Here is a 17,763-nt window from a genome sequence, read left to right as displayed (position 1 = left end):
TTATGATTCGTTACCAATTTGGAGTTTTATCATGCCGCCTCGCCGCTACAACCCCGACCACCGACGTGAAGCGCTTCTGGAACGTATTAACATGGATATCCCGGCAAGCGTCGCCCATGCTTTGAAAGAAGACCTGGGCGGTGACGTTAATGCCGAAAAGGATATTACCGCACAATTATTGCCAAAAGAGTCACGCTCTCACGCGGTCATTATCACCCGTGAAGATGGCGTTTTTTGTGGCAAGCGGTGGGTTGAAGAGGTCTTTACCCAGCTGGCGGGTGATGATGTGCAGATCGTCTGGCACGTTGAAGACGGTGATGCGATTACGGCAAACCAGCCGCTGTTTGAGCTGGACGGCCCGTCCCGTGTGCTGCTTACCGGTGAACGAACCGCGCTCAACTTCGTCCAGACCTTGTCCGGGGTGGCAAGTGAGGTGCGTCGCTACGTTGACCTGCTGGCAGGCACCCGTACCCAACTGCTGGACACCCGCAAAACGCTGCCGGGCCTGCGTACGGCGCTGAAATACGCGGTACTCTGCGGCGGTGGCGCAAACCATCGTCTGGGCTTATCCGACGCCTTCCTGATTAAAGAGAACCACATTATTGCCTCTGGCTCTGTTCGTCAGGCGGTTGAGAAAGCCTTCTGGCTGCACCCGGATGTGCCCGTTGAAGTGGAAGTTGAAAGCCTGGAAGAGCTGGAGCAGGCAATTAAGGCCGGTGCCGATATCATCATGCTCGATAATTTCGAAACGGAGCAGATGCGCGAGGCGGTTAAGCTGACCAACGGCCAGGCACAGCTCGAAGTGTCCGGGAACGTCACCTTCGAAACGATCCGTGAATTCGCCGAGACGGGCGTGGATTACATTTCCGTCGGGGCGCTGACCAAACACGTTCGCGCCCTCGACCTCTCAATGCGCTTTAAATAATGATTCCTCCCCTCTCCGCCCGGAGAGGGGAATTTCACCCCCGCTCGCAATTTCGTTGTCCTTCCCTGCAACGCTCAATGAATTTTCTGAAGCCCCCTTCCCGTTCCCTTTTTTGCCCCTCGTTTCTGCCCTTTCGCGCTGACAGAGTAGCGCCACTTAACGTAAGGAGCAGATATGGACAGACAACATGGATTCACTCTCATCGAGCTGATGGTGGTCATTGGCATTATTGCGATTCTGAGCGCCATCGGCGTACCCGCCTATCAGAACTACCTGCGCAAAGCGGCGCTGACCGATATGCTGCAAACGTTCGTGCCGTATCGTACGGCTATTGAGCTTTGCGCGCTGGATCACGGCGGCGTGACAAGCTGTGACGGCGGCAGTAACGGCATCCCCTCTCCGACGACAACGCGTTATATCTCGGGAATGAGCGTGACGCAGGGCGTCGTGTCATTGACGGGCCAGGAGAGTCTTAACGGGCTGGAGGTGGTTATGACACCACAATGGAGCAGCGGCAACGGGATGACGGGCTGGAAACGTAGCTGCAATATCAGTAGCGACGGCGAGCTCAAACAGGCCTGCGAAGACGTTTTCCGCTTCGACAATAACTGAGGAGCGGCTAATGAATACCGATCGGCTTATGGCACTTTGTCTGCGCCATCATGCTCTGCTGCTCACCAGCGACAGTGACATGATAAGCATCGCCGTCGTGGGAAACCCCGCAACTGAACTCATGGAGGCCCTGCGTTTCGCGACTCAGAAACGGATTGATATCGAATGCTGGAGCGCTGAACGCATGGAAAAACACCGGCAGCTCATGTCGCAATCGCATCTGCCCGTTGTTTCGCAAACACACTCGACGGTGGATATGCTCAACCACACGCTGCAGCAGGCAATAAACCAGCGCGCATCCGACATTCATATCGAACCAATGGGGCATGCGTGCCAGATCCGTTTGCGTATCGACGGCGTGCTCTGCCCGCAGCCTCCCCTTTCCGCCTTACTGGCAAGCCAGTTCAGCGCACGCTTAAAGGTGCTGGGTAACCTGGATATTGCAGAACGCCGCTTACCCCAGGACGGTCAGTTTACGATTGAGCTGGCCAACGAGCCGGTCTCCTTTCGGATTGCCACGCTTCCCTGCAGCGGCGGCGAGAAAATTGTGCTGCGTCTTCTGCATCAGGTTCAGCAGGCTCTTGAACCGAAAGCGCTCGGAATGAGCGCTGAACAACTGGCCTGTTTTAATGAGGTGCTCCACCAGCCGCAGGGGCTGATTCTGGTCACCGGCCCCACCGGCAGCGGTAAAACCGTGACGCTCTACAGCGCGCTGCAGGCGCGTAACACTCCTGAGGTCAACATTTGCAGCGTGGAGGATCCAATTGAAATCCCCCTTGCGGGATTAAACCAGACGCAGATTAACCCCCGGGCGGGTTTAACATTCCAGAGCGTGCTAAGGGCGCTGCTGCGCCAGGATCCTGACATCATTATGGTCGGCGAAATTCGTGACGGTGAAACAGCTGGGATTGCTATTAATGCCGCACAGACCGGGCATCTGGTGTTGTCGACGCTGCACACCAACTCGACAACGGAAGCCCTGACGCGCCTGGAGCAGATGGGCGTAGCACGTTGGATGATATCTTCCGCACTTTCGATGGTGATTGCCCAGCGGCTGGTCCGGCGTCTGTGTCCACACTGTCGCCGGGAAGCCAGCGAACACGCTCAGTTACCTCGCTCAGTATGGCGCAGGCCGCTCCCCCGCTGGCAGCCCACCGGCTGCGATCGTTGTTATCACGGTTTTTATGGCCGGGTGGCTATTTTTGAAGTGCTCACGATCGACAATACTTTGCGGCAGGCCATTGCCAGCGGGGCGGGAACAGAAGTGATAGAGGCGAGCGCCCGGCAGGCGGGTATGGTTTCTCTCTTTGAGCACGGCTGCATGGCCGTTGAACAAGGGCTGACTACGTTTGAAGAGTTGCTTCGCGTCCTGGGCATGCCCGATGGCAGCTAATCAGCTCTGGCGCTGGCGAGCGCTCACCAAAGAAGGAGAACCCCGAAGCGGGACACTCTGGGCTACAGACCGCAATGCGGCCTTCGTCAGGTTGATGCGTAACGACCTTCATCCTCTGACGCTGACCCGAAGCGCGCAGCGACACCGCTGGCGGCCACATCACTGCTATGAGATGTTTCGCCAGCTTGCCACGCTTCTGCAGGCTGGGCTGACATTATCCCACAGCCTGCAAATGCTGGCAGACCAGCATCCGCTAAAACCATGGCAGGCGCTGCTGCAAGGCATTGCCGATGAGCTCAGTGAAGGATGTCCCTTTTCTGAGTCGCTAAAAAAGTGGCCAGCGGTTTTTAGCCCACTGCATGTCTCGATGGTGAAGACCGGTGAGCTGACCGGGAAGCTGGAGGAGTGCTGTCGCCAGCTTGCTCAGCAACAAAAAGCACAGCAGCAGCTCAGTGCGAAAGTGAAAAAAGCGCTGCGCTACCCGGCGATCGTTCTGACGCTTGCAATACTCGTCGTGCTGGCGATGGTTACCCTGGTCTTGCCCGAGTTTGCCGCGATCTACAAAACGTTTAACGCCCCGCTCCCGTGGCTGACACAAAAGGTCATGGGGATGGCGGCATTTATGCAGTCATATGCCCTCGTGCTGTTCGCCATGTTATTGCTGCCCTTCATTGCCGCCTGGGCTCTGCGGCAAAACCCTCGCTGGCAGCGCATCCTGCTGCATACGCCAGTGATGGGGGCGCTGGCAAAAGGCCAAAAACTGGGGCAAATTTTTACCGTGCTGTCGCTTACGCAGCAGGCGGGTATCGCCTTTTTACAGGGCCTGGAGAGCGCAGAAGAGACCGTTGAAAGTCAGTACTGGCAGGGAATACTCCGCAGCGTTCGGGAGGACATTGAAAAAGGACTCCCCGTCTGGTCATCCTTTCAGAGAGCGACCATCTTTACCCCGCTGTGTATCCAGCTTTTACGAACCGGCGAAATGTCAGGTGCGCTGGACGTCATGCTGGCAAACCTTGCCCGGCATCACACGGAACAAACATTTCAAAGGGCAGATAACCTGGCGGCACTTCTGGAGCCAATGCTTCTGATTGTGACAGGCGTCATCATTGGCACGCTGGTAGTGGCAATGTACCTGCCGATTTTCCATCTGGGGGATGCGATGAGCGCGGGATAGTGCTGAAGGGCTGGCGCACGGGCATGCGCCAGCGAAAGCCATTACAGGCTATTGAATACGCGGTTTTCCTGTTCCTGAACACGGATAAACGTCGTGCGTTTCGTGAGTTCTTTCAGGCGGGATGCCCCAACGTAGGTACAGGCTGAACGCAGGCCGCCGAGGATATCGCGCGCGGTGTATTCAACCGGGCCGCGCAGGGGCAGTTTCACGGTTTTGCCTTCTGCCGCACGATATTTTGCCACACCACCGACATGGCGGGTCATCGCAGACTCAGAGCTCATTCCGTAGAACAGCATAAATTTCTCACCGTTCTCTTCAACCACGGTACCACCGCTCTCTTCGTGACCTGCCAGCATACCACCGAGCATCACAAAGTCAGCGCCGCCGCCGAAGGCCTTTGCGACATCGCCCGGCATGGTGCAACCGCCGTCGCTGATAATCTGACCACCCAGCCCGTGCGCCGCATCGGCACACTCAATAACCGCGGAGAGCTGCGGATAACCGACGCCGGTTTTGACGCGTGTGGTGCACACGGAACCCGGACCAATGCCCACTTTCACGATATCTGCACCGGACAGGATCAGCTCTTCACACATTTCACCGGTCACCACGTTGCCCGCGATGATGGTTTTCGTCGGCCAGGCCTCACGCGCCTTGCTGACAAACTGCACGAAGTGCTCGGAGTAACCATTCGCCACATCAATACAGATGAAGTTAAGTGCCGAGTTAGCATTCAGGATCTGTTTGGTCTTCTCGAAGTCCGCATCGGAGGTACCGGTGGAGACCATCACATGCTTCACCACGTCAGCAGATGCGGATGTAACAAACGCATTCCACTCTTCAGGGCTGTAATGTTTGTGCACGGCAGTGAGAATGTCGAACTGTGCCAGGGAAGTTGCCATCTCAAAGGTTCCCACAGTATCCATGTTGGCAGCGATGATCGGCACGCCAGACCAGGTCTGACCGGAATGCTTAAAGGTAAATTGACGTTCGAGTTCAACGTCTGAGCGACTTTTCAGTGTAGAGCGTTTAGGGCGGATAAGAACGTCTTTGAAACCTAACTTCAGATCTTCTTCGATACGCATGTGGGGATTCCTGGGGTTAGAGGCAAATATGTTAAAAGCACAACTCCAGTGACGTTATCATACGCACTAATACCTGCTCTGCAAGACTGCGAAATTCTCTTTTTTTACGCTACAATCCTATAAATTTACCTGGTAAAAAGCCGGTAAAGAGAGCTAAACATTTGCGGTAGCATGTTTGAATTTTAAGCAACTGATTTTAAAAATGAATAATTCCCAGGATTTAAGTTAATGGGGTATATCGTCGCATTAACCGGCGGCATCGGTAGTGGAAAAAGTACCGTTGCGGACGCATTTGCTCGTCTGGGCATCACGATTATCGATGCCGATATCATTGCCCGTCAGGTGGTAGAGCCCAATACACCCGCATTAAAGGCCATAAAAGCACATTTTGGCCAGGCCATTATCAATCCGGACGGTACGCTCGATCGCCGCCAGCTTCGCGAATGCATTTTTTCTGATTCTTCAGAAAAGGTATGGCTTAATGCCCTGCTCCATCCCATTATTCACCAGGAAACTCAGCGCCAGATTAACGCTGCCCGCTCGCCCTATGTTCTGTGGGTCGTTCCGCTGTTGGTAGAAAATCAGCTGCAGAGTAAAGCCGATCGGGTGCTGGTGATTGATGTTTCGCCCGAAACGCAAATCCAGCGAACCGTGGCGCGCGACCATGTCTCACGCGAACATGCTGAAAAAATTCTTGCCGCACAGGCCACGCGCGCTCAGCGTCTTGCCGTTGCGGATGATGTTATTGATAATAACGGCGCACCAGATGCCATTGCATCGGATGTTGCCCGTCTGCACGCGCAGTATCTCACGTTTGCCGCGCAGGCCGTTGCACAGGAAAAACCATAATGTCGACACACATCCTTTTTGAGCATCCACTCAATGAAAAAATGCGTACCTGGCTGCGCATAGAATTTCTCATTCAACAGCTTTCGCACCATCTGCCCGTGAACGATCATGCGGCTGCACTGCATTTCTTCCGCAACGTAGGCGATTTGCTGGATGTGATTGAACGTGGCGATGTCCGCACCGAGCTGCTGAAAGAGCTGGAGCGCCAACAGCGTAAATTACAGGCATGGACAGAGGTGCCTGGCGTCGACCAAAGCCGTATCGACTCCCTACGCCAGCAGTTGAAAAACAGCAGCGGCATTCTGATGGCTGCGCCACGCGTTGGGCAGTTTTTACGTGAAGACCGCTTAATCGCCCTGGTGCGCCAGCGCCTGAGTATTCCCGGCGGCTGCTGCAGCTTTGATCTGCCAACGCTCCATATGTGGCTGCATATGCCGCAATCTCAGCGTGATGCTCAGGTGAACAGCTGGCTGGCAAGCCTGGAGCCGATGCACCAGACGCTGTCGCTGATCCTCGATCTGATCCGTAACTCAGCGCCGTTCCGCAAGCAAACCAGCCTGAACGGTTTCTACCAGGACAACGGTGATGATGCCGATCTTCTGCGCCTGAACCTGTCCCTTGGCGAGCAGCTTTATCCACAAATTTCAGGGCATAAGAGCCGCTTTGCGATTCGCTTTATGCCGCTGGACAGTGAAAATGGCACCGTGCCGGAACGTCTCGATTTTGAACTGGCCTGTTGTTAAGGAGTGCCGATGTCTGATGTCACCACCGTAAACTGCCCAACCTGCGGCAAAACCGTTATCTGGGGCGAAATCAGTCCGTTCCGCCCGTTCTGCTGCAAACGCTGTCAGCTCATTGACCTGGGCGAATGGGCGGCGGAAGAGAAACGCATTCCAAGCGAAGGCGATCTCTCGGATAGCGATGACTGGAGTGAGAGCCAGCAGTAATCTGTAAAGCCTGCTGGCGCTTCGCTTAGCAGGCCTACGGTTGTGCGACTAATCTCAGGATCACAGGCTCATTGGCCGGAGGGAATTTTTCGGCATCACCTGCCTGAAGTTCAACCCAGTTGCCCGGTTGTCCCTCTTTTCCCCAGGGTTCGCCTTCCCAGTTTTCTACCAGCCAGAACCACAGCGTGATGTGCCTGTCCGGAAACTGGTATTCGAGCTTATCAAATAGCGTTGCACCAAGCGGGGTAATTCCTACCTCTTCCTGAAGTTCACGAACCAGCGCCTCTTCCGGCGTTTCACCTGACTCGATCTTTCCGCCAGGAAACTCCCATTTGTTCGCCATATGGGCGTCAGCGGCGCGCTGGGTAATGAAGATTTGGTTTTGCGGGTTGCGAATAATCCCGACGGCAATTTGCAGTATTTTCATATTGTCACGTCCATAAAAAAGGCGCAGATTTCTGCGCCTTTTCGATTTGTTAACGTCTTAGCTCAGACGGCCGTGGCACGCCTTATATTTTTTACCGGAACCGCATGGGCACGGATCGTTACGCCCTACTTTACGATCGCCGGTCTGTGCGGCGATCGCCGCTGCGGCTTCGATGTCGTCAGTCTGGTGGCTCAGCTGTTGCATTTGCGCCAGACGCTCAGCCTCTTCACGACGCTGCTGCTCCATCTCTTCCACTTCTTCCGGCATACGCACCTGAACTTTGCTCAGGGTGCTGATCACTTCATATTTCAGCGACTCCAGCATAGCAGCAAACATGGAGAAGGATTCACGCTTGTATTCCTGCTTCGGATCTTTCTGCGCATAGCCACGCAGGTGGATCCCCTGACGCAGGTAGTCCATCGCCGCCAGGTGCTCTTTCCACAGGGAATCCAGCGTCTGCAGCATCACGCCTTTTTCGAAGTGACGCATCATCTCAGCGCCAACGACCTCTTCTTTACGCTTATAAACTTCAAGAGCGTTTTCAAAGATACGTTCGCGCAGAGTTTCTTCGTGCAGCTCAGGCTCTTTATCCAGCCACTCTTTGATTGGCAGCTCAAGGTCGAAGTCATTTTTCAGACGTTCCTGCAGACCTTCGATATCCCACATTTCTTCCAGAGACTGAGGAGGAATATGCGCGTCAATTGTCGCTTTAAACACATCTTCGCGGATGCTGTTGATGGTTTCGCTTACGTCGGACACATCCAGCAGTTCATTACGCTGGGTGTAAATTGCGCGGCGCTGATCGTTAGCCACATCATCATATTCCAGCAGCTGCTTACGAATATCAAAGTTGCGGCTTTCCACTTTACGCTGTGCGTTAGCGATCGCTTTGGTGACCCACGGGTGTTCAATGGCTTCGCCTGGTTTCATCCCCAGCTTACGCATCATGCCTGATACACGGTCGGAGGCGAAAATACGCATCAGCGCATCTTCCATCGACAGGTAGAAGCGGGAGGAACCAGCATCACCCTGACGACCCGCACGACCGCGCAGCTGGTTATCAATACGACGAGATTCGTGGCGCTCGGTACCAATGATGTGCAGACCGCCCGACGCCAGTACCGCATCGTGACGAACCTGCCAGTCCGCTTTGATCTGTGCAATCTGTTCCGGGGTTGGGTTTTCCAGCTCTGCCACTTCGGCCTGCCAGCTACCACCCAGCATAATATCGGTACCACGACCCGCCATGTTGGTGGCGATGGTCACGGCACCCGGATAACCTGCCTGCGCAACAATGTCCGCTTCTTTGGCGTGGAATTTGGCGTTCAGAACGTTGTGTTTGATACCCGCTTTGGTCAGCTCGTTAGAAACCACTTCGGATTTCTCGATGGAGATCGTCCCCACCAGCACCGGCTGGCCGTTCGCAGTACGTTCGCGGATATCTTCGATGATCGCCTGAATTTTTTCCGCTTCGGTCATGTACACCAGATCCGGCATATCCTTACGGATCATCGGACGGTTGGTTGGAACGACCACGGTATCCAGCTTGTAGATGGAGCTGAATTCAAACGCTTCGGTATCTGCCGTACCGGTCATACCCGCCAGCTTCTCGTACAGACGGAAGTAGTTCTGGAAGGTGATAGACGCCAGCGTCTGGTTTTCGTTTTGAATATCAACGCCTTCTTTGGCTTCAACCGCCTGGTGCAGACCATCAGACCAGCGACGTCCCTGCATGGTACGGCCGGTGTGTTCATCGACGATGATCACTTCGCCGTCTTTCACAATGTAATCGACATCACGGGTGAACAGCGCATGAGCACGCAGCGCAGCGGTCACGTGGTGCATCAGCATGATGTTGCTCGGAGAGTACAGAGACTCGCCTTCTTCCATGATGCCCTGAGCAACCAGCAGTTCTTCAATCTGAACCAGACCGCGTTCAGTCAGGTTCACCTGGCGCGCTTTTTCATCTACAGAGAAGTGACCTTCACCCTGGAAGGTGTCGGAGTCTTCTTTCTCCTGGCGCAGCAGGTGCGGAATGATTTTGTCGACTTTGCGGTACATCTCGGAGCTGTCTTCAGCAGGGCCGGAGATAATCAGAGGAGTACGTGCTTCATCGATCAGGATGGAGTCCACCTCATCCACCAGCGCATAGTGCAGTTTACGCTGTACACGCTCTTCAGGGCTGAACGCCATGTTGTCACGCAGGTAGTCGAAGCCGTATTCGTTGTTAGTGCCGTAGGTGATATCCGCGTTATACGCGTCACGTTTGGCTGGCGCAGGCAGACCGGACATGTTGATGCCCACGGTCATCCCCAGGAATTCGAACAGTGGACGGTTGTTTTCGGCGTCACGCTGTGCCAGATAGTCGTTGACGGTAACCACGTGAACGCCTTTACCGGTCAGGGCGTTCAGGTATGCCGGTAGCGTTGCAGTCAGGGTTTTACCTTCACCGGTACGCATTTCCGCGATGCAGCGCTCGTTGAGCACCATACCACCCAGCAGCTGAACGTCGAAGTGACGCATGCCGAATACGCGCTTACTCGCTTCACGCACCACGGCGAATGCTTCAGGGATCAGGCTTTCTAAGGTTTCACCTTTTTCCAGGCGAGCACGGAATTCGCCCGTCTTGGCCTTCAGCTCGTCATCAGAGAGCTGTTCCATCGCCGGTTCCATACCATTGATGACGGTGACGGCTTTACGCATACGGCGCAGGGTACGATCGTTACGACTACCAAAAACTTTGGTTAATAATTTGATTAGCATAATAAATTCTCAAACGCCCCATCGTGGGCAGATAAATTAAGGTATTGAAAAAAGTTAATTTAGCTGAGGCGTTGAGGCCCGGCACGAATGCCGTGAGCCTGGCTAATCCATGTTGAAACAGAGAATGAGGCAGGAGGAACAAGCGCACGTTGCGCTGTCTGGCGAACCATGACCGGCGGCTGACTGTCCTGCGTGAGCAGCGCGTTGAGCGTGTCCAGCAGGGCAAGATGCTGCGCCTGCACCGGCAGCGTCTCTTCCGCAACAGGCATGGCCTGCGGTGCCATCGCAAATGACAGATGGCGAATAACCGTGCGGATAGCGTGCTGGTGCCAGTAATCAACGGAGAAATTCGGGCGGCGATTGGCTTCAAGCCACGCGAGGTTAGTAAAGTTAACCCGCGTGTTGAGATCGTGTTTGGTTGTGGAGGTCTTCGCCGGTGTCGCCGCTTCGGCACTGTTGCTGAGCGCAGGCAAGCCGAAACTCGCCGCGACCATCCCTAATAAGAGATGCGGCCAGAAGTAACGTCTGCCAAATTGTCGCCAGCGCGTCAGTATTCCGCTCACTTGCTCCACCACATAAGCCAGCCTGGTACAGGCTGAATTCAGTTATTCTTTTAAGCGCCCAGATATTACCACTAAAGCCAATACACATCAGCAGGAATGAAGTGTTGCCGCGGGGAAAAACGGTCAAGAATGCAGCTAACGCACACATTTTCTGTGCAAGACAAACAAGAGATAACGCTGGGGCAAACAAAGAAGGGTAAAAATAAAAACGACTGGTCTCCCTGGTCGGAGAGAGTACCAGGTTAACCAGTCGATTTTTTACGAAACGGAGTGAACCGTTACGCCAGAACCATGGTTGGCGCTTTGAAAGCCAGCGGCAGTTCAGCTTCGTCTTCGAAGGTCACATATTCCCAAGCTTCCTGTTTTGCCAGGACGGCCTGCAACAGTTTGTTGTTCAGTGCATGACCGGATTTGAACGCGGTAAATGCACCAATGATATTGTGACCACACATGAACAGGTCGCCGATAGCGTCCAGCATTTTGTGACGAACGAATTCATCTTCGAAACGGAGGCCGTCTTCGTTCAGTACGCGATAATCGTCAACAACGATGGCACAATCGAAGCTGCCGCCCAGGCACAGACCACGGGACTGCAGATATTCAATATCACGCATGAAGCCAAATGTACGGGCTCGGCTAATCTGACGCATAAACGCATCAGCAGAGAAGTTCATCGCATAGCGTTGGGTGCTTGCATCAATCGCCGGATGGTTAAAATCGATGGTAAAGTCCAACGAGAAACCATTGTACGGTTTGAATTCAGCCCACTTGTCGCCATCTTCGACGCGAACGGTCTCTTTGATGCGAACAAATTTCTTCGCACAGTTCAGTTCTTCGATGCCGGCATCCAGCAACAGATAAACGAACGGAGCAGCACTGCCATCCATAATCGGGATTTCTGGCGCATCGACTTCAACAATAATGTTGTCGATACCCAGACCCGCCAGGGCGGCGTTCAGGTGCTCTACGGTAGAAATCCGCACGTCATGCTCGTTCACCAGACAAGTACAGAGCATAGTATCACGCACAGATTTGGCATCGGCCGGAAAATCTACCGGTGGATTCAAGTCGGTGCGACGATAGATGACCCCGGTATTGGCCGGCGCAGGGCGTAACGTCAGTGTGACTTTCTTGCCGGTATGTAAACCGACACCTGTCGCCTGAACGATACGTTTAAGTGTCCTTTGTTTGATCATCGTATAATCTCGCCAAATTAACTATCCAACCGAGAGTGTATATCACTAACGGTGGGCCAGTTTAGCACAAAGAGCGCAAATCCCCAAATTCCAGCCAATTCTTAGTCAGCTTGCTTACGCAGGAACGCCGGGATATCCAGATAATCTGGCTCTTTTGCCGTTTGCGGCGTTGGGTCATTCACCACTTTCGCGGCCGGTTTCTGCTCCTGAGTCAGAGGAGACATACCGTGCTGCTGGTAACGATCCATTACCGGTTGCTGAGTCTGTTTGTTGGTCACCAGAGTGATCTCAGGACGTTTGTCCATGCCGATACCGGTCGCAACAACAGTCACACGCAGTTCGTCGTTCATTTCAGGGTCAAGAGAAGTACCGATTACCACGGTAGCGTTGTCAGAGGCGAACGCACGGATGGTATTACCCACGGTTTCGAACTCATCCAGACGCAGATCAAAGCCAGCGGTAATGTTGACCAGCACGCCGCGCGCACCAGACAGATCGATATCTTCCAGCAGTGGAGAAGAGATAGCCATTTCAGCCGCTTCTTCTGCACGGTCTTCACCGCTCGCCACACCAGAGCCCATCATCGCGTAGCCCATTTCGGACATCACGGTGCGAACGTCTGCAAAGTCAACGTTCATCAGGCCAGGACGGGTAATCAGTTCAGCGATACCCTGCACCGCGCCTTTCAGCACGTCGTTTGCTGCACCGAACGCGTCCAGCAGAGAGATACCGCGACCCAGAACTTTCAACAGCTTGTCGTTCGGGATGGTAATCAGCGAGTCCACATGCTTGGACAGCTCGGTGATACCCTGCTCCGCGAAGGCCATACGCTTCTTGCCTTCAAAATTGAAAGGCTTGGTCACGACAGCAACGGTCAGGATACCTAAATCTTTAGCCACTTCAGCCACAACAGGTGCAGCGCCGGTACCCGTACCGCCACCCATACCTGCTGCGATGAAGACCATGTCCGCACCTTCCAGCGCAGCGCGCAGCGCTTCACGATCTTCTTCAGCCGCGTTGCGACCCACTTCCGGGTTAGCCCCGGCTCCCAGCCCTTTGGTGATACCACCGCCGATCTGGATAGTCTGGCCTACAGCCGTCTTACGCAGTGCCTGCGCATCGGTGTTAACTGCAAAGAATTCAACACCTTCGATGCGTTCACGCACCATATGCTCTACGGCGTTACCGCCGCCGCCACCGACGCCGATGACTTTAATCACCGCGTCGTTGGTCAGTTCCATAGGTTCAAACATAATTTCTCTCTCCGTTGTGCCTGTCGCCCGAGACCGCTAATTCTCTCCGGTCTCTTAAAAAAATTAAAACTCTTTTCGCAACCAGTTGTTCAGTCGTTTGACCCACGACCCCACTGAGACGCGTTTTTCCACTTCTGCTTCACCACTGAGATGAGATTCCTTCCCGTAGTGGAGCAGGCCCACAGCCGTTGAATAATACGGCTCCTGAGCATAATCCGTTAAACCGGTGATATTCAGCGGCGCACCAATACGCACTTGCGTATGGAACACGCGCTGTGCACAGGCCGCAAGACCTTCAATTTGCGCTGCACCGCCGGTTAATACAATCCCCGCCGCAAGATGATGTTTAACACCCTGCTGACGAAGCTGTTCCTGTAACTGTAAAATCTCTTCGTTGACCAGGTTGAGCAGCTCGGTATAGCGAGGCTCAATCACCTCTGCCAACGTCTGGCGCTGCAGGCTACGCGGTGGACGACCACCGACACTTGGCACTTCAACGCTCTCATCTTTGCCGACGATAGAACCCAGCGCACAGCCGTGGCGCACTTTAATCGCTTCTGCATCGCTCGGTGGCGTACCAAAAGCGTAAGCGATATCGCTGGTCACAACGTTCCCTGCATAAGGGATCACTTTGGTGTGGCGCAGAGCACCGCCGGTATATACGGCCATGTCCATTGTACCACCACCAATATCGACCACACAGACACCCAGTTCACGTTCGTCTTCGGTCAGCACGGAATAACTTGCCGCCAGACCGGCGAAAATAAGTTGGTCAACTTTCAGGCCACAACGTTCAACGGCTTTTACAATGTTCTTCGCCATATCGTTGTGACATGTGATCAGGTGCACTTTTGCCTGCATACGTACGCCGGAAAGACCGACCGGGTTCTTAATCCCTTCCTGGTAGTCAATCGCATATTCCTGCGGGATCACATGCAGCACGCGATGCTCATCGCGGACACGCACGGACTTCGCCGTATGCACAACGTTTTCGACGTCTTCCTGCGTCACTTCTTCTTCGGAAATCGGCACCATACCGATTTCGTTCTGGCAGCTAATATGCTTTCCAGAAAGGGCTAGATAGACAGAAGAAATCTGGCAATCTGCCATCAATTCAGCCTGATCGATAGCGCGCTGGACGCATTTCACTACCGATTCAAGATCGTTTACCCCACCTTTATCCATACCACGTGACGGGCAACTGCCTACGCCAATGATATTGACCATACCGTCGGGCAGAACTTCCCCTACTAAAGCGGCAACCTTCGCGGTGCCAATCTCCAGTCCAACTACCAGTTTTCTGTCCGTCGCCTTGATCATTGTTGTTCTGCCTGTACCTGTGCCTGATTCTGTTGCTGATTAGGTTCCTCGACCGGAGCCGGTACCCAACCGACTGCTGCGCCTGAGTCATAGCGCAAATCAACGTAGCTTATCCGTTTGCCGTCCGTCTGCGCCTGCTGCTGTAAAACCGGGTAAAGTTCTACAAAACGCGCCAGACGCTTCATTGTGTCCCCGCGACCCAGGTTGAGCTTAATGCCGTTCGTTAACGTCAACTGCCAGGAACGGCGCGCCGTCATTGCAGCATCTTTTAACGTAAACCTGTCCTTCGCCAGCACCTGACCCATTTCGCGAAAACCCTGTAATACTTCATTTTCGCTGCCTTCAGGGCCATACAACATCGGTAAATTTTGCTTGTTGACACGATCGGCCGGGACGCTGAAGGAATTTCCGTCTACGTCAACCATGTGCTGATCATTCCAACGCGCAATGGGCACATATTCAACCAGATGAATCTTCAATTCATCAGGCCATTGCTTTCTTACACTCGCCTGTTTTATCCATGGCAGACGTTCAATCTGGCTCTGGATAATATTGACGTCCTGAGTCATAAAGGTGCCAGGCGATCCCAGCGCCAGAATTGACTGGCGAATATCATCGTTACGCGTGTAGTGGCGCTCACCGGTAACAACCAGCTTAGAAAGTGGCAACCGCTGCGCATCTTCCATCCAGCCCAGCACCATCCAGCCGCTGATAAACACGGTGCACAGCACCCCGAGCAGGAAAATAATGCCTGCAAGACGCGTTCCATTACTCCGGCGCGAAGAAGCGTAATCTTCCTCGTCATCGCGGTTGCGCGTGTTCAATGCAGCCTGAGACATATCAGCCCGCCTGATCCAGAATGCGTACGACTAACTGCGAGAAACTCATCCCCGCCTGACGTGCGGCCATCGGCACAAGGCTGTGGCTGGTCATTCCCGGCGATGTATTCGCTTCCAGCAAATAAAATTGTCCATCACTGTCTTGCATCACATCGATGCGTCCCCAGCCGCGGCAACCCAGAATATGCCAGGCTTTAAGCACCAGGGACTGTAAATCTGCTTCACGCTCAGCATCAAGACCACAAGGGCAGAAATATTGCGTCTCATCAGAGAGATACTTTGCCTCATAATCATAGAAGGTTCCGGCCGGTTGGATACGGATTGACGGTAAAATTTCTTCACCAAGCATCGCAACGGTAAATTCCGGCCCGCTGAGCCATTTTTCAATCAGAACTTCTTCATCATGTTGAAATGCCAGTGCTAAAGCGGAGGATAAATCGTCAGCTTTGTCGACTTTTGACATGCCCACGCTCGACCCTTCCCGGCTCGGCTTTACAATAACCGGTAAGCCCAGTTCAGCAATGCGTGTATTAACGCTATCCGACAGGCCCAATTCAAATTCGCGACGCGTCAGTGCCACCCACGGTGCAACCGGTAATCCCGCGCCCTGCCACAGCAGCTTACTGCGCAGTTTATCCATAGAGATGGCGGATGCCATCACGCCGCTACCGGTGTATGGCATGCCAGTCAAATCCAGAAGTCCCTGCAGGGTTCCGTCTTCACCGCCACGACCATGTAAAGCGATAAAGACTTTATCGAAGCCCAGCGCTTTTAATTGCGTCACGTCGACCTCTTTTGGATCGACCAGGTGCGCATTGACGCCCCCTTCACGCAGGCCCGCCAGCACCGCAGCGCCGGAATGCAGGGAAACCTCGCGCTCTGCGGAGGTGCCGCCAGACAGGACAGCAATCTTATCAACCATGATGCTCATCCTCCTGGGTTTGCGGCTTCAGTTTGATTTCAGCCAGGGTACGGGCGATTTTGCCGATATTTCCCGCCCCCTGAATCAGAATCAAATCGTTACCGGTGAGCACTGGAGCCAGAATTTCCGCCACCTGTGCCGGGTCAGAAACCAGAATAGGGTCAACTTTACCGCGTCCACGAATGGTACGACACAGGGAACGGCTGTCTGCTCCCGGAATCGGCGTTTCGCCCGCTGAATACACATCCAGCATCAGCAGCGTATCCACCTGAGACAGGACGCTGGCGAAATCGTCATACAGATCGCGGGTACGCGTAAAGCGGTGCGGCTGGAAGATCATCACCAGATTCTTATCAGGCCAGCCTGCGCGCGCGGCTTTAATAGTGGCGTCCACTTCGGTTGGATGGTGACCGTAGTCGTCCACCAGCATAGCGGTGCCAGCTTTACCGTTTACGGCGTCCAGCGGGAATTCACCGAGGAAGTCGAAACGACGCCCGGTCCCCTGGAAGCTTTCCAGCGCACGCAGGATTGCGTCGTCATCAATGCCTTCTTCCGTCGCAACGGCCACTGCCGCTGCCGCATTGAGGGCGTTATGACGCCCTGGCGCATTTAGCGTCACCTGCAGCAGTTCTTTGTCCTGACGCGCCAGCGTGAAATGCCCCTGTGCGCCAATCTGTTTGTACTCTTCCACGCGGACGTCAGCGTCTTCACTGAAGCCGTAAGTGGTGATTTGACGCCCTACGCGCGGCAGCAGTTCGCGGATCACCGGATCGTCTACGCACATTACCGCGCGTCCATAGAACGGCAGGTTGTGCAGGAAGTTGATAAAGGTCTGCTTTAAGTTCTCGAAGTCACCCTGGTAAGTATCCATATGGTCAGCTTCGATGTTAGTGACAATCGCCACCATCGGCTGCAGATGCAGGAACGACGCATCGCTTTCATCCGCTTCAGCAATCAGGTAACGACTGTGGCCCAGACGTGCATGGACGCCCGCGGCTTTTACCAGACCGCCGTTGACGAACGTCGGGTCAAGACCCGCTTCTGCATAAATACTTGAGACCATCGCCGTGGTCGTGGTTTTACCGTGGGTCCCGGCAACGGCGATGCCGTGGCGGAAACGCATCAGTTCCGCCAGCATTTCTGCACGGCGGATTACCGGAATGCGCGCTTCATGCGCGGCAACGATTTCCGGGTTGTCAGAGGCGATGGCGCTCGATACCACCACCACGCTCGCATCGCGCACGTTTTCCGGGCGATGGTTGAAATAGATAGTCGCCCCAAGCGACGCCAGCTGCTGCGTAACAGGGTTTGGCGCCAGGTCAGACCCGCTGATCTGATAGCCTTCGTTAGCTAACACTTCGGCAATACCGCCCATGCCAGCACCACCGATGCCAACAAAGTGAATGTGCCGGACGCGACGCATCTCGGGCACGATTGAACGCAGTTTTGCCAGTTGTTGTGTATTCATTCTCTAAACGCCATCGACTACTTAAAA

17 protein-coding genes are annotated in these 17,763 nt (G+C 54.3%); 7 read left to right on the top strand and 10 right to left on the bottom strand.

Annotation, left to right across the window (positions count from 1 at the left end):
• The first annotated feature begins 31 nt into the window (after positions 1-31).
• The 4 genes from nadC to hofC all read left to right on the top strand — a co-directional run bounded on the left by nadC (position 32) and on the right by hofC (position 4,104).
• Positions 32-925 (top strand): carboxylating nicotinate-nucleotide diphosphorylase, encoded by an 894-nt coding sequence (nadC, locus tag E3U32_RS16700; protein ID WP_134349662.1) that lies wholly within the window; start codon positions 32-34, stop codon positions 923-925.
• Positions 926-1,099: 174 nt separating this feature from the next.
• Positions 1,100-1,537, top strand: a complete 438-nt coding sequence (ppdD, locus tag E3U32_RS16695) for a prepilin peptidase-dependent pilin (RefSeq protein WP_134349661.1) — start codon at positions 1,100-1,102, stop codon at positions 1,535-1,537.
• A 10-nt stretch (positions 1,538-1,547) separates the two neighbouring features.
• Entirely contained in the window at positions 1,548-2,930 is a 1,383-nt protein-coding gene (gene gspE, locus E3U32_RS16690) for a type II secretion system protein GspE (protein WP_134349660.1), read from the top strand.
• Positions 2,920-4,104 (top strand): protein transport protein HofC, encoded by a 1,185-nt coding sequence (gene hofC / locus E3U32_RS16685; RefSeq protein WP_134349659.1) that lies wholly within the window; start codon positions 2,920-2,922, stop codon positions 4,102-4,104. The genes gspE and hofC overlap by 11 nt, the downstream gene beginning before the upstream one ends.
• A gap of 41 nt (positions 4,105-4,145) precedes the next feature.
• On the opposite strand, the gene E3U32_RS16680 is transcribed toward hofC, so the two are convergent.
• Complete coding sequence (locus tag E3U32_RS16680; RefSeq protein WP_134349658.1) at positions 4,146-5,189, bottom strand: GMP reductase; 1,044 nt, start codon at positions 5,187-5,189, stop codon at positions 4,146-4,148.
• Positions 5,190-5,417: 228 nt separating this feature from the next.
• Here E3U32_RS16680 and coaE point away from each other — a divergent pair, with 228 nt between their 5' ends.
• Genes coaE through yacG form a run of 3 tightly spaced genes read left to right on the top strand, consistent with a single transcriptional unit; the run spans position 5,418 to position 6,985 of the window.
• Positions 5,418-6,038 carry a dephospho-CoA kinase gene (coaE, locus tag E3U32_RS16675; RefSeq protein WP_134349657.1) on the top strand — a complete coding sequence of 207 codons (621 nt, stop codon included), beginning with the start codon at positions 5,418-5,420 and terminating at the stop codon, positions 6,036-6,038.
• A complete protein-coding gene (gene zapD / locus E3U32_RS16670) occupies positions 6,038-6,781 on the top strand; it encodes a cell division protein ZapD (protein ID WP_134349656.1) in 744 nt (247 codons plus the stop codon). The genes coaE and zapD overlap by 1 nt, the downstream gene beginning before the upstream one ends.
• Before the next feature lie 9 nt (positions 6,782-6,790).
• Entirely contained in the window at positions 6,791-6,985 is a 195-nt protein-coding gene (gene yacG / locus E3U32_RS16665; protein WP_134349655.1) for a DNA gyrase inhibitor YacG, read from the top strand.
• 34 nt (positions 6,986-7,019) lie between these two features.
• Here the strand turns inward: yacG and mutT are convergent, their stop codons facing one another.
• From mutT to murC, 9 genes are all read right to left on the bottom strand, one after another.
• Positions 7,020-7,412, bottom strand: coding sequence for an 8-oxo-dGTP diphosphatase MutT (gene mutT / locus E3U32_RS16660; protein ID WP_134349654.1), 393 nt, complete (start codon positions 7,410-7,412; stop codon positions 7,020-7,022).
• A gap of 57 nt (positions 7,413-7,469) precedes the next feature.
• Entirely contained in the window at positions 7,470-10,175 is a 2,706-nt protein-coding gene (secA, locus tag E3U32_RS16655) for a preprotein translocase subunit SecA (RefSeq protein ID WP_134349653.1), read from the bottom strand.
• A gap of 59 nt (positions 10,176-10,234) precedes the next feature.
• Positions 10,235-10,738 carry a secA translation cis-regulator SecM gene (gene secM, locus E3U32_RS16650; protein WP_166790953.1) on the bottom strand — a complete coding sequence of 168 codons (504 nt, stop codon included), beginning with the start codon at positions 10,736-10,738 and terminating at the stop codon, positions 10,235-10,237.
• A gap of 278 nt (positions 10,739-11,016) precedes the next feature.
• Entirely contained in the window at positions 11,017-11,934 is a 918-nt protein-coding gene (gene lpxC, locus E3U32_RS16645; protein WP_061099229.1) for a UDP-3-O-acyl-N-acetylglucosamine deacetylase, read from the bottom strand.
• Between the two features lie 101 nt (positions 11,935-12,035).
• On the bottom strand, positions 12,036-13,187 hold the full coding sequence (gene ftsZ, locus E3U32_RS16640; RefSeq protein WP_008501978.1) for a cell division protein FtsZ: 1,152 nt from the start codon (positions 13,185-13,187) through the stop codon (positions 12,036-12,038).
• Between the two features lie 63 nt (positions 13,188-13,250).
• On the bottom strand, positions 13,251-14,507 hold the full coding sequence (gene ftsA, locus E3U32_RS16635) for a cell division protein FtsA (protein WP_006173845.1): 1,257 nt from the start codon (positions 14,505-14,507) through the stop codon (positions 13,251-13,253).
• Positions 14,504-15,346 (bottom strand): cell division protein FtsQ, encoded by an 843-nt coding sequence (ftsQ, locus tag E3U32_RS16630; protein WP_134349652.1) that lies wholly within the window; start codon positions 15,344-15,346, stop codon positions 14,504-14,506. Before ftsQ ends, ftsA begins: the two co-directional genes overlap by 4 nt.
• A 1-nt stretch (position 15,347) precedes the next feature.
• Positions 15,348-16,268, bottom strand: coding sequence for a D-alanine--D-alanine ligase (locus E3U32_RS16625; RefSeq protein ID WP_134349651.1), 921 nt, complete (start codon positions 16,266-16,268; stop codon positions 15,348-15,350).
• Complete coding sequence (murC, locus tag E3U32_RS16620) at positions 16,261-17,736, bottom strand: UDP-N-acetylmuramate--L-alanine ligase (protein WP_134349650.1); 1,476 nt, start codon at positions 17,734-17,736, stop codon at positions 16,261-16,263. The genes E3U32_RS16625 and murC overlap by 8 nt, the downstream gene beginning before the upstream one ends.
• Between the last annotated feature and the right edge of the window lie 27 nt (positions 17,737-17,763).

It is taken from the genome of Lelliottia nimipressuralis (assembly GCF_004402045.1).
Lineage (GTDB): Bacteria > Pseudomonadota > Gammaproteobacteria > Enterobacterales > Enterobacteriaceae > Enterobacter > Enterobacter chinensis.
Note: the sequence above shows the minus strand (reverse complement) of the source record. Positions and strands in the feature narration are given on the sequence as shown.